This window comes from Citrobacter telavivensis, assembly GCF_041807075.1.
In the GTDB taxonomy this organism is placed as follows: Bacteria; Pseudomonadota; Gammaproteobacteria; order Enterobacterales; family Enterobacteriaceae; genus Citrobacter_A; species Citrobacter_A telavivensis.
The window spans coordinates 2,235,315-2,248,106 of record NZ_JBGUBF010000001.1 but is presented as its reverse complement, the minus strand read 5'-3'; the positions used below and the strand labels follow the sequence as shown (position 1 = coordinate 2,248,106).

The window sequence follows — 12,792 nt, the reverse complement described above, 5'->3', positions numbered from 1 at the left end:
CGAAATGGTGCAGGAAGAGTTTAATCACTGGTGGGCAACGGAAGGCGATTGGGTCGAAGAACCGAATTATCGACGCAAAGGGATGAGCGGTGTGCAATGCATCGAGCGCGACGGGAAGAAACTGTACGTGAAGCGGATGACTCAACACCTGTTTCACTCGGTACGCTATCCCTTCGGACGTCCGACGATTGTGCGTGAAATCGAGGTGATCAACGAACTGGCCCGCGCGGGCGTTATCGTGCCGAAAATTGTTTATGGCAAAGCGACAAAAATTGACGGTGAGTGGCGTGCGCTGCTGATCACCGAAGATATGAAAGGCTTTGTGAGCATCGAAGAGTGGTATAAACAGCATGCGGTGACGCCGTATCCTGATGAGGTGCGTGATGCAATGCTAAAAGCGGTCGCGCTGGCCTTTAAAAAGATGCACAGCGTCAATCGTCAGCACGGCTGTTGCTACGTACGTCATATCTATGTGAAAACGGAAGGGACGGTAGAAGCCGGGTTTTTAGATCTGGAAAAAAGCCGCCGCCGTTTACGTCGCCATAAAGCGGCACAGCATGACTTCTCCCAGCTTGAGAAGTACCTGAGTCCCATCCCGAAAGCGGACTGGGAACAGGTGAAGGCGTATTACTACGCGCTGTAGCGCACGCTACATCTCAATTTCAATGTCGCCTTTTGCCCGGCAACAGCAGGGCAAAATTTCACCCGGCTGAATGAACGCTAAAGGCTCGGCGATCCAGTCGACCTGGCCGGCAATCAGCCGGGTGCGGCACGAGCCGCAATAGCCTTCGCGACACTGGTATTCCACGTCAACGTTGTGCGACTCAAGCGCGGCGAGCAGGGAAGGGTGTTCATCCTGGCACAGCAACTGTGTGCCAGTGATGCGTAGCGTGACGCGTCCCATCAGAGCTGGAAATTACTCAGATCGTCGGTATCGACTTCGGAGTCGATCTGCCCGACCAGATAAGAGCTTACCTCCACTTCCTGCGGGGCCACCTGAACGTTATCGGACACCAGCCAGGTGTTGATCCACGGAATCGGGTTTGAACGGGTCTGGAACGGCAGATCCAGTCCGACCGCCTGCATACGAATGTTGGTGATGTATTCGACGTACTGGCAAAGAATGTCTTTGTTCAGGCCGATCATCGAACCGTCGCGGAACAGGTAGTCTGCCCACTCTTTTTCCTGCAGCGCGGCCTGCACAAACAGGTCATAGCACTCCTGCTTACACTCTTCCGCGATTTCCGCCATTTCCGGATCGTCAACGCCGCTGCGCAGCAGGTTCAGCATATGCTGAGTGCCAGTCAGGTGCAGCGCTTCGTCACGGGCAATCAGGCGAATGATTTTGGCGTTGCCTTCCATCAGTTCGCGCTCGGCAAAAGCGAAAGAGCAGGCGAAGCTGACGTAGAAGCGAATCGCTTCCAGCGCGTTGACGCTCATCAGGCACAGATACAGTTTTTTCTTCAGCGCGCGCAGGTTCACGGTGACGGTTTTGCCGTTCACGGTGTGCGTCCCTTCGCCCAGCAGATGCCAGTAGCTGGTCATCTCAATCAGCTCATCGTAATAGCTGGAAATCCCTTCCGCCCGTTTCTGGATCTGCTCGTTGGTGACGATGTCATCAAACACGATTGCCGGATCGTTAACGATATTACGGATGATATGGGTGTAAGAGCGCGAATGAATGGTCTCAGAGAAGGCCCAGGTTTCGACCCAGGTTTCCAGTTCCGGAATGGAGATCAGCGGCAGCAGCGCCACGTTCGGACTACGTCCCTGAATGGAGTCCAGCAGCGTCTGGTACTTCAGGTTGCTGATAAAAATATGTTTTTCGTGCTCCGGCAGCGCCTGGTAGTCGATGCGGTCGCGGGAAACGTCAACCTCTTCAGGACGCCAGAAGAACGAAAGTTGCTTTTCGATCAGTTTTTCGAAGATGTCATATTTTTGCTGATCGTAGCGGGCCACGTTAACCGGCTGACCAAAAAACATCGGTTCCAGAAGCTGGTCATTTTTCGTCTGTGAAAAAGTGGTGTATGCCATGAATATGTCCTGTTTGGAGTTTAATGCCGGATGGCGTTACGCTTATCCGGCCTACAACACTTTAATGCCGGATGGCGCTACGCTTATCCGGCCTACAACGCTTTAATGCCGGATGGCGCTATGCTTATCCGGCCTACAACACTTTAATGCCGGATGGCGCTACGCTTATCCGGCCTACAACGCTTTAATGCCGGATGACGCTACGCTTATCCGGCTTACAACGCTTTAATGCCGGATGGCGCTACGCTTATCTGGGCTACAACACGATGCATTTGTAGGCCGGATAAGGCGTTTACGCCGCCATCCGGCATCACAATATCAAATCTTACATGCGCCGCTTTCGCAGCCATCATCCTGAATGGAGGGCACCAGATCGTCCTGGGCATCTTCCGCGCCGTCGCGGGTGTTCTGATAATACAGCGTTTTGACCCCGAACTTATAGGCGGTGAGCAGGTCTTTCAGCAACTGCTGCATCGGCACTTTTCCTGACGGGAAGCGTGACGGATCGTAGTTGGTGTTGGCCGAAATCGACTGATCGATAAACTTCTGCATGATGCCGACCAGTTGCAGATAACCGTCGTTGCCCGGCATTTCCCACAGCAGTTCATAGGCGTTGCCCAGGTGCTCGTAGTCCGGCACGACCTGACGCAGAATACCGTCTTTCGACGCTTTAATGCTGACGTAACCGCGCGGCGGCTCGATACCGTTAGTGGCGTTCGAGATCTGCGAAGAGGTTTCGGACGGCATCAGGGCAGAGAGCGTTGAGTTACGCAGACCAAAGGTCTTGATGGACTCACGAAGCGCTTCCCAGTCATGATGCAGTGGTTCGTCGGCGATAGCATCCAGATCTTTCTTGTAGGTATCGATCGGCAGAATGCCCTGCGCGTAGGTGGTTTCGTTAAACCACGGGCAGGCGCCTTGTTCGATAGCCAGTTCGTTAGAGGCCTTCAGCAAATAGTACTGAATGGCTTCAAACGTCTTGTGCGTCAGGTTGTTGGCGCTGCCGTCGGAGTAGCGCTTACCGTTTTTCGCCAGCCAGTAAGCAAAGTTAATCACGCCGATACCCAGCGTACGACGACCCATCGCTCCGCGTTTGGCGGCCGGGATCGGGTAGTCCTGATAATCTAACAGCGCATCAAGGGCGCGAACGGCCAGTACCGCCAGCTCTTCCAGTTCCTCGAGGCTGTTGATCGCCCCCAGGTTGAACGCGGAGAGCGTACACAGGGCGATTTCACCGTTTTCGTCGTTCACATCCATCAGCGGTTTGGTGGGCAGGGCGATTTCCAGGCACAGGTTAGACTGGCGTACCGGCGCAACCTGCGGATCGAACGGGCTGTGGGTGTTGCAGTGGTCAACGTTCTGAATGTAGATACGACCCGTAGACGCACGTTCCTGCATCATCAGAGAGAACAGTTCGACCGCTTTGACACGCTGTTTGCGGATGCTGTCATCGTTTTCATATTTCACGTACAGGCGTTCGAATTCATCCTGATCGGCGAAGAACGCGTCATACAGCCCCGGAACATCGGATGGGCTGAAGAGCGTAATGTCGCCGCCTTTCAGCAGACGGGTGTACATCAGCTTGTTGATTTGTACGCCGTAGTCCATGTGACGAACGCGGTTGCCTTCCACACCACGGTTGTTTTTCAGTACCAGCAGGCTTTCAACTTCCAGATGCCACATCGGGTAGAACAGCGTGGCCGCTCCGCCGCGTACGCCGCCCTGAGAGCAGGACTTCACTGCGGTCTGGAAGTGTTTATAGAACGGGATACAGCCGGTGTGGAACGCTTCGCCACCGCGAATCGGACTGCCCAGCGCACGAATACGACCCGCGTTGATACCGATACCGGCACGCTGGGAGACGTATTTTACAATCGCGCTGGAGGTGGCGTTGATTGAGTCCAGGCTGTCGCCACACTCGATCAGTACGCAGGAACTGAACTGGCGCGTCGGGGTACGAACGCCGGACATAATCGGCGTCGGCAGCGAAATTTTGAACGTTGAGACCGCGTCATAAAAACGTTTTACGTATTCCAGACGGGTATCACGCGGGTAGTTAGAGAACAGGCAAGCCGCCACCAAAATATAGAGGAACTGGGCGCTTTCGTAGATCTCACCGGTGACACGGTTCTGTACCAGATATTTCCCTTCCAGCTGCTTAACGGCGGCGTAGGAGAAGGTCATATCACGGTCGTGTACGATAAACGAGTCCATCTGCTTGAACTCTTCTTCCGTGTAGTCTTCCAGCAGATGATTGTCGTATTTGCCCATTTCAACCATTTTCACCACATGGTCAAACAGTTTCGGCGGTTCGAACTCGCCGTAGGCTTTTTTACGCAGATGGAAAATCGCCAGGCGCGCAGCCAGGTACTGGTAATCCGGCGCTTCGCGAGAGATCAGGTCCGCCGCCGCTTTAATGATAGTTTCATGAATATCGGAGGTCTTGATACCGTCATAAAACTGGATGTGGGAGCGCAGTTCGACCTGAGAAATCGATACGTTATTCAGCCCTTCTGCCGCCCAATCCAGAACCCGATGGATTTTGTCGAGATTGATGCGCTCTGTACTACCATCACGCTTTGTCACCAGCAGACTCTGATTCATGTGGTTTTTACCTGTCCGTGAAAGAAAAAATATCCCCTGCATTATCCACAATGCCACCTTGTGACTAACTCTGTGGATAAATACTATATATAGGGGTTGAGTGTTAAAGTAAACGCTATATGGTGAGTATTCTAGTAGGGATTCTTTTCAGCACAAGAGTTGATTTTGAGGTTAAATTGAGGTTGCAAAAGGGTAAGAAAGGCTAAGTGCGCGTCTTATAAGGCCTGGCGGGGATGTCAATAATTTATAAAAAAAATAGATAATTTGATCGAGTGCTGATTTCTTCAACGAAGGTGTAGAATCTTCTTATGACCTGGCGCAAGTTTTGTAACCTGGATACAGGCGAGAGATGCCGAATGGCGACGTAAACGTCTTATCCGGCCTACAGGGCATATTTCCGTAGGCCTGATAAGCGTAGCGCCATCAGGCAAGTGGATTATTCCGCGTTAGCCGTGGTGTGCACCATATAGTTCACATCCACGCCGGGGCCAAGCTTGAAGGTGTTGGTGATAGGGTTGAAATGCAACCCGGTCATATGGCGTTCCTGCAATACCGTCTGATCCACCCAGCCTAACAGCTCCGCAGGTTTAATAAATTTTTTAACATCATGGGTCCCTTTCGGCACCATGCGCAGAATATATTCCGCGCCGACAACGGCCATCAGCCAGGATTTGCCATTGCGGTTAAGGGTTGAGAAGAACACCTCGCCGCCGGGTTTGACCAGTTGCGCACAGGCTCTGACCACCGATTGCGGATCGGGCACATGCTCCAGCATCTCCATGCAGGTCACCACGTCATACTGGTGGGCATGTTTCGCTGCGTGTTCTTCCACGGTTTCCTGCACGTAATCCACCTGAATACCACTTTCCAGCGCATGCAGTTTTGCTACCTGCAAGGGCTCAAAGCCCATATCCAGACCGGTCACCGTGGCACCTTCACGGGCCATACTTTCTGCCAGAATGCCGCCGCCGCAGCCCACATCGAGCACCTTTTTACCAAACAGGCCGCCTGCGCGTTCAGCAATGTAACCCAGTCGCAGCGGGTTAATGCGATGCAATGGCTTAAATTCGCCTTCCAGATCCCACCAGCGTGACGCGACGGCTTCAAACTTGGCAATTTCTTCGTGGTCAACGTTGTGGTTTACCGGTGGTTTTACGGCATTCATCGGGGCTTTTACTCCTTCTATGGCTTGTTACAGGAGTATATCAGTCAACGCGGGTGAATAAAGCTTATTGGTTTACCTCAATCGGTGCGGATGTGTTATAATTTGCGACCTTTGAATCCGGGATACAGTAGAGGGATAGCGGTTAGATGAGCGACCTTGCGAGAGAAATTACACCGGTCAACATTGAGGAAGAGCTGAAGAACTCTTATCTGGATTATGCGATGTCGGTCATTGTTGGCCGTGCGCTGCCGGATGTCCGAGATGGCCTGAAGCCGGTACACCGTCGCGTACTTTACGCCATGAACGTATTGGGCAATGACTGGAACAAAGCCTACAAAAAATCAGCCCGTGTCGTTGGCGACGTCATCGGTAAATACCACCCGCACGGCGACTCTGCGGTATATGACACCATTGTTCGTATGGCTCAGCCGTTCTCGCTGCGATATATGCTGGTGGATGGTCAGGGGAACTTCGGTTCCATTGACGGCGACTCTGCGGCGGCGATGCGTTATACGGAAATCCGTCTGGCGAAGATTGCCCATGAGTTGATGGCGGATCTGGAAAAAGAGACGGTTGATTTTGTCGACAACTATGACGGCACGGAAAAAATCCCTGACGTTATGCCGACCAAAATCCCTAACCTGTTAGTGAACGGCTCCTCCGGTATCGCGGTTGGGATGGCGACTAACATTCCGCCGCACAACCTGACTGAAGTGGTCAACGGGTGTCTGGCATATATCGACGATGAAGACATCAGCATTGAAGGGCTGATGGAATACATCCCGGGTCCGGACTTCCCGACGGCGGCGATTATCAATGGTCGTCGCGGCATTGAAGAAGCCTACCGTACCGGTCGCGGCAAAGTGTACATTCGCGCCCGCGCGGAAGTGGAAGCTGACGCGAAAACCGGTCGTGAAACCATCATTGTTCATGAAATCCCGTATCAGGTGAACAAAGCGCGCCTGATCGAGAAAATTGCGGAACTGGTAAAAGACAAACGCGTTGAAGGCATCAGCGCGCTGCGTGATGAGTCTGATAAAGACGGTATGCGCATCGTGATTGAAGTTAAACGTGACGCGGTTGGGGAAGTGGTACTCAACAACCTCTACTCCCAGACCCAGCTGCAGGTCTCTTTCGGTATCAACATGGTGGCACTACACCATGGTCAGCCGAAGATCATGAACCTGAAGGACATTATTTCAGCGTTTGTGCGCCACCGTCGTGAAGTGGTGACCCGCCGTACCATTTTCGAACTGCGTAAAGCCCGCGATCGTGCGCATATCCTCGAAGCGCTGGCGATTGCGTTGGCGAACATCGACCCGATCATTGAACTGATCCGTCGCGCGCCGACCCCGGCGGAAGCGAAAGCGGGGCTGATTGCGCGTCCGTGGGATCTGGGCAACGTGGCGGCGATGCTGGAACGTGCCGGTGATGATGCCGCGCGTCCGGAGTGGCTGGAGCCTGAATTTGGCGTGCGTGACGGTCAGTACTACCTGACGGAACAGCAGGCCCAGGCGATTCTGGATCTGCGTCTGCAGAAACTGACCGGCCTTGAGCACGAAAAACTGCTCGACGAATACAAAGAGCTGTTGGAACAGATTGCGGAACTGCTGCACATTCTGGGCAGCGCCGATCGCCTGATGGAAGTGATCCGCGAAGAGCTGGAACTGATCCGCGATCAGTTCGGCGATCAGCGTCGTACCGAAATCACCGCCAACAGCGCCGATATCAATATCGAAGATCTGATCAACCAGGAAGATGTGGTTGTCACCCTGTCTCATCAGGGCTACGTGAAGTATCAGCCGCTGACCGACTACGAAGCACAACGTCGTGGTGGGAAAGGCAAATCTGCTGCGCGTATTAAAGAAGAAGACTTTATTGACCGCCTGCTGGTGGCCAACACCCATGACACGATCCTCTGCTTCTCCAGCCGTGGTCGTCTGTACTGGATGAAGGTGTATCAGTTGCCTGAAGCGAGTCGTGGCGCGCGTGGTCGTCCGATCGTCAATCTGCTGCCGCTGGAAGCCAACGAACGCATCACCGCCATCCTGCCGGTACGCGAGTACGAAGAGGGCGTGAACGTCTTTATGGCGACTGCCAGCGGTACGGTGAAGAAAACGGCGCTGACCGAGTTCAGCCGTCCGCGTTCTGCCGGTATCATTGCGGTCAACCTGAACGACGGCGACGAACTGATTGGCGTGGATCTGACCTCCGGTTCCGACGAAGTCATGCTGTTCTCGGCGGCGGGCAAGGTGGTGCGCTTTAAAGAAAACGCCGTCCGTGCGATGGGCCGTACCGCGACCGGCGTCCGGGGTATCAAACTGGCGGGCGAAGACAAAGTCGTCTCCCTGATTATCCCACGCGGCGAAGGCGCGATCCTGACCGTAACGCAAAACGGTTACGGTAAGCGTACGGCGGCGGAAGAGTATCCGACCAAGTCCCGTGCGACGCAGGGCGTTATCTCTATCAAAGTGACCGAGCGCAACGGCTCCGTTGTTGGCGCGGTGCAGGTCGATGACTGCGACCAGATCATGATGATCACCGATGCCGGTACGTTAGTGCGTACTCGCGTGTCGGAAATCAGCGTGGTAGGGCGTAACACTCAGGGCGTGATCCTCATCCGTACCGCGGAAGATGAAAACGTAGTGGGTCTGCAGCGTGTGGCTGAGCCAGTGGATGACGAAGACCTCGATTCTATCGACGGTAGTGCGGCGGAAGGGGATGATGATATCGCTCCGGAAGCGGAAACCGACGACGATGTCGCAGATGATGCTGACGAGTAATCGGCGGGTTTAAATACTGCGCAAAAGGGAGGCTTAGCCTCCCTTTTTTACGTCCTGAATTCACCATTCCCCTTGTCAACATTCGTGTCAGGGTGGTTTTGTATTTAATGTATAAAAATACAAAATTAAATGAATAATTATAACTCTGTGAAGGTGCTCACTGTTTGTTCAGCCATTTACCGTTAACTTTCCTGTTACCAAACCGCGATATTTAAGAGCCCTTACTGGCAGGAGAACTAAAAATTAGTAAATAAAATAATCTGAAGTTTTAAAGAAAAAGCGTTGGCTGCCTTCGTCTGTCAGTTCACTTCTGACGGATGAATATACTTATACCTACACGTTGGGAGTTAACTATGATAGTTGAAATTGCAGAAGGCTTTATCCATCTTTTTCAGAGCGCAGGTAAGATATTCTCCGGGATGATCGTCAGTACCATTCCGATGCTGATAACCTTAATTTTGACCGTTAATTTTATTATGAAATTAATTGGCCAACAGCGAATGGAAAAAGTCGCCACCCTGATGGGGAAATCAAAAATATTAACCTATGGAATTTTACCCAGTTTTGCCTGGTTCTTCCTCAGCAGTCCAGGTGCGCTGACGATGGGTAAATTTTTACCAGAACGCTGTAAACCTGCTTATCAGGATGCGCTGGGTAGCACCGTACACCCGCTGACGTCTCTGTTCCCCCACATTGTACCATCGGAGCTCTTTATCTGGCTGGGCGTCGCCGCCGGTCTGACCCGACTCGACCTGCCCGTTGCCGACCTGGCTTTACGCTATATCGCCGCGGGTATTCTACTCGGCTTTATCCGTGGTTTTCTTACGGAATATATCTTCACCCGGCTGGAGAAACGCGAACTTAATCAGGAATAAGGGAAAACAATGAAAGTACTATTTTCGGCTGACGTCGTAAAAGCTGGAAGAAAAGTGGAAGAGGGACTGCTTAATGGCATGTTGATTACCTTTAATGACCGCGCTCCGGAAGATTATCTCGACTACGTGCTGGTTATTAAGAATATTGTTTGTGATGTTACCCCATTACAAAAAACAATGGATTATGTTCTGCAGATGAATCATCACACCTGGAATATAACCTGCTGGGGGGAGGCTGCATGGCAAAATTTATGCGAGTTAGGTCATGTGACGGTGGTATTTGACGGGGCTGAAAAGCCAATAGCCTATGGTTCATTACACGTAAACAGTCATTGTTCTCCATCCGTAAATGAATTGATTGGCCCATTGAAAATAATGAGGAAAACCAATGAAAACCGTACTGATTAAAAAAGGTCATTCAGGGATTGGCGATGATATGTATTTATATCGCGATACCCGCATGGTGATTCTGTCGCTAACCGGAAAAACCATTGACCCGGTCGCGAAAAAACTGGGTGAAATGCTGGAGATGACCGTGGTTAACGGTTTTGATGCCATGCCGGATGACAAGAAAATCCTCTGTGTGGTGATCAACTGCGGCGGTTCACTTCGCTGTGGCATCTATCCGCAAAAAAGAATCAAGACGATCAACGTGCTGCCTACCGGTGCGATGGGGCCGCTGGCGAAATATATCACCGAGGATATCTACATCTCGGATGTCAGCCTTGATTCGCTTTCGCTGATTGAGACCATTAATCAACCGGTAAACGGGGAGGAAAACGTTGAGCACATTGAGCCGCTCCCCGCAGGCGACGTCTTCGCGGTTGCTCGCGATACCGAGGCGGTAAAACCGCGCGCCTCAGCGACCAACACCGCGCTGGAGTTGATGACGCGTTTTGCGACGGGGATCGGTAACTTTGTCAGCCTTCTCTACTCCTCTGCGCGTGAATCGGTTGAGTTGTGCATTAAAAACGTTATCCCCTTTATGGCCTTTATCTCGGTGCTGATCGCCCTGGTTCAGGAGACGGCGATTGGTCAGTGGACCGGGAATGCGCTATCGCCGCTTGCCGGATCGTTAACCGGGCTGTTTGTGATTGCAATTATCTGTGGCCTGCCCTTTATCTCTCCCATTCTGGCTCCCGGCGCGGCGATTGCGCAGGTTGTTGGCGTGCTGGTGGGAACGTTAATCGGTAGCGGGGTGGTTTCGCCTCTGATGGCGCTGCCAGCGCTGTTCGCGATTAACGTCCAGGTGGGGGCTGACTTCATTCCCGTTGGGCTTTCCATGCAGGAGGCGAAAGAGAAGACCATCCGTCTCGGTGTTCCCTCGTTCTTGTTATCACGGATGATTACCGCACCTCTGGCGGTGGCCATCGGTTATCTGTTTTCGTTTGGCTTGTTTAACTGAGGAATCGTGTAATGAACAAAATCAATGCCGCAGTGGTGGGGGCTGGTATTTACGGCAAACATCATATCAATGCGTATCACTATAATCCGTGGGTGAATCTGGTGGGTTTTTGCGAGATCAATCCGGAAATCCGCGCCAGAGTGGCGGCGGAGTTTCAGGTGCCGGGTTATGCCTCGCTGGCAGAGTTATTTGCCGCGACGGAGGTTGATCTGGTGTCAATTGCCACACCGGATCCGTTCCACTTTGATGCCACCATTGAGGCCATCAACGCGGGTAAACATGTGCTGATTGAAAAACCGATGGCGACAACATCAGCGGAATGTCGGGAAATCATCCGTTGTGCACAGCAGCAGGGAGTGAAGATTGGTGTCGATTATCACAAGCGTTGGGACGGAATGGCGCAGCATATTCATCATGAACTGTTAAAACCCGAAACCGGCCAGGTCCTGCGTGGCTACATGAGCATGGACGACATCATCGACGTGCCGAAAAACTGGCTGTCATGGGCGAACGAGAGCTCTCCCGTTCATTTCCTTGGAACACATTGTTTTGATTTGATTCGATATTATATGAATGGCGCCAATGCAGTGAGCGTCTATGCGATAGGACAGAAGAAGAAGCTGGTTGCGGAAGGCATCGATTCTTGGGACACCATTCAGTCTTTCGTCACGTTTGATAATGGCGCGCAGTGGACTGTTGAAGTGGGGTGGTGCTTGCCTCCTTCCTTCCCCAAAGCAAATGACGGTCGTAGTTTTGTTATCACAGAGAATAACTATTATCGTGCCGACGCGCAGTTGCGGGGCTATGAAATGTTTACGCCACAGCGCAGCGCAACGCCAAATTATAATTTTATTAATTACGTTAATAATAAAGCCAGTGGGTATGGGATTCAGCCAATACATGATTTTGTTGAGTACGTTTTATTTGATACCCCTTATCTGGCAACCGCGGACGATGGGTTGCAAGCTACGTTAATTTGCGAAGCCGTGCATCATTCGTTATCAACAGGAAGTATTGTGCAGTTATAATTAATCTGCAATTTACGCCTCATAGACAGTCTTTTCTGGCTTTAATTTCTCTGATTAAGGCAGGGTTCTTTATTCCCCCGCAACCCGGTCGATGATCAGCGTTTATGAGGCGTCTTTTCATTATTCATATTCAGATAGCAATATTGCAGCGCATGGAAAAAAAGCGTATGCAATGACATTTTCAGCGCGGCAAAACTCAGTGGGCTGGCGCTGGACTGCGGCGTATATAAGGTCACATCGGCCAGCGACGCGCCGCTCTGATGGCAGGCTACCGCCAGCGAGGCTGCCTCATGCTCTCGAATCAAGGTAATCAATTGATTATCCGGCTCATCTTTAAGTCCCGGCAGCAGGATCACCGAATCGCAATCCGTCAGGGCGTTTGTCAACAGTGAATGGGCATTCTGGTACTCCACGGGAATACAGACTTTACCAATATCGCTATAGTCCTGAATGATATTGCTGAGTAAGGAACTCAATTCCCGTGGATGACAGAAATAGAGGTTACGACTGGAATTAATAATTTCAAAGAAGGTATTGAGTGCCGCCGGGTTATTATTATTAATAAACTCGCTAAGGATAACGTTGTTCTTCGTTGCCTGGGCCGGGAGTAGCGTCTCAGGTTCACTACGCAGACATTTAATTAAATCATATTTAAATGAAGTAAAACCCGTATAACCGAGAGATTGAGCAAAACGAACGATGGAGGGTTGGCTGGTCTGTGTCTTTTTTGAAATTGCCGTCGACGTCAGTTTTTCCGCGCCCGATAATGTAGCCAGAATGTAACGGCTAATTGTTTGTTCCGCGTGCGAGCCTGTTTTTACCAGTAACTGAAGTTGTTCGATAATGTTCATTAAGGTCCCTCGGTTTTGTTTATTATGACAGATACACTTTATCCTTC

General features: G+C 51.7%; 11 protein-coding genes. 6 read left to right on the top strand and 5 right to left on the bottom strand.

Translation table 11 applies throughout. The features are described from left to right. The first annotated feature begins 4 nt into the window (after positions 1 to 4). Positions 5 to 643 carry a lipopolysaccharide kinase InaA gene (inaA, locus tag ACERJC_RS10715; RefSeq protein WP_286631385.1) on the top strand — a complete coding sequence of 213 codons (639 nt, stop codon included), beginning with the start codon at positions 5 to 7 and terminating at the stop codon, positions 641 to 643. A gap of 6 nt (positions 644 to 649) precedes the next feature. On the opposite strand, the gene yfaE is transcribed toward inaA, so the two are convergent. The 4 genes from yfaE to ubiG all read right to left on the bottom strand — a co-directional run bounded on the left by yfaE (position 650) and on the right by ubiG (position 5,803). Then, on the bottom strand, positions 650 to 904 hold the full coding sequence (gene yfaE / locus ACERJC_RS10710) for a ferredoxin-like diferric-tyrosyl radical cofactor maintenance protein YfaE (RefSeq protein WP_046482703.1): 255 nt from the start codon (positions 902 to 904) through the stop codon (positions 650 to 652). Next, positions 904 to 2,034 (bottom strand): class Ia ribonucleoside-diphosphate reductase subunit beta, encoded by a 1,131-nt coding sequence (gene nrdB, locus ACERJC_RS10705; protein ID WP_042317865.1) that lies wholly within the window; start codon positions 2,032 to 2,034, stop codon positions 904 to 906. The genes yfaE and nrdB overlap by 1 nt, the downstream gene beginning before the upstream one ends. A gap of 318 nt (positions 2,035 to 2,352) precedes the next feature. Further along, entirely contained in the window at positions 2,353 to 4,638 is a 2,286-nt protein-coding gene (gene nrdA, locus ACERJC_RS10700) for a class 1a ribonucleoside-diphosphate reductase subunit alpha (protein WP_178826575.1), read from the bottom strand. A gap of 436 nt (positions 4,639 to 5,074) precedes the next feature. Then, positions 5,075 to 5,803 carry a bifunctional 2-polyprenyl-6-hydroxyphenol methylase/3-demethylubiquinol 3-O-methyltransferase UbiG gene (gene ubiG / locus ACERJC_RS10695; RefSeq protein WP_152403437.1) on the bottom strand — a complete coding sequence of 243 codons (729 nt, stop codon included), beginning with the start codon at positions 5,801 to 5,803 and terminating at the stop codon, positions 5,075 to 5,077. Positions 5,804 to 5,949: 146 nt separating this feature from the next. On the opposite strand from ubiG, the gene gyrA reads away from it, so the two are divergent. The 5 genes from gyrA (at position 5,950) to ACERJC_RS10670 (ending at position 11,894) form a co-directional block, all read left to right on the top strand. After that, positions 5,950 to 8,586: a DNA topoisomerase (ATP-hydrolyzing) subunit A gene (gene gyrA / locus ACERJC_RS10690; protein ID WP_046482694.1), complete on the top strand. Its 2,637-nt coding sequence runs from the start codon at positions 5,950 to 5,952 to the stop codon at positions 8,584 to 8,586. A 353-nt stretch (positions 8,587 to 8,939) separates the two neighbouring features. Beyond that, positions 8,940 to 9,461 carry a PTS glucitol/sorbitol transporter subunit IIC gene (gene srlA, locus ACERJC_RS10685; protein WP_042317872.1) on the top strand — a complete coding sequence of 174 codons (522 nt, stop codon included), beginning with the start codon at positions 8,940 to 8,942 and terminating at the stop codon, positions 9,459 to 9,461. A gap of 9 nt (positions 9,462 to 9,470) precedes the next feature. Beyond that, positions 9,471 to 9,869, top strand: a complete 399-nt coding sequence (locus tag ACERJC_RS10680) for a PTS glucitol/sorbitol transporter subunit IIA (RefSeq protein WP_178824057.1) — start codon at positions 9,471 to 9,473, stop codon at positions 9,867 to 9,869. After that, positions 9,850 to 10,866: a PTS glucitol/sorbitol transporter subunit IIB gene (gene srlE, locus ACERJC_RS10675; RefSeq protein WP_178824055.1), complete on the top strand. Its 1,017-nt coding sequence runs from the start codon at positions 9,850 to 9,852 to the stop codon at positions 10,864 to 10,866. Before ACERJC_RS10680 ends, srlE begins: the two co-directional genes overlap by 20 nt. Before the next feature lie 11 nt (positions 10,867 to 10,877). After that, positions 10,878 to 11,894 (top strand): Gfo/Idh/MocA family protein, encoded by a 1,017-nt coding sequence (locus ACERJC_RS10670; protein WP_178824053.1) that lies wholly within the window; start codon positions 10,878 to 10,880, stop codon positions 11,892 to 11,894. A gap of 95 nt (positions 11,895 to 11,989) precedes the next feature. On the opposite strand, the gene ACERJC_RS10665 is transcribed toward ACERJC_RS10670, so the two are convergent. Then, positions 11,990 to 12,745, bottom strand: a complete 756-nt coding sequence (locus ACERJC_RS10665; RefSeq protein WP_046482684.1) for a MurR/RpiR family transcriptional regulator — start codon at positions 12,743 to 12,745, stop codon at positions 11,990 to 11,992. Between the last annotated feature and the right edge of the window lie 47 nt (positions 12,746 to 12,792).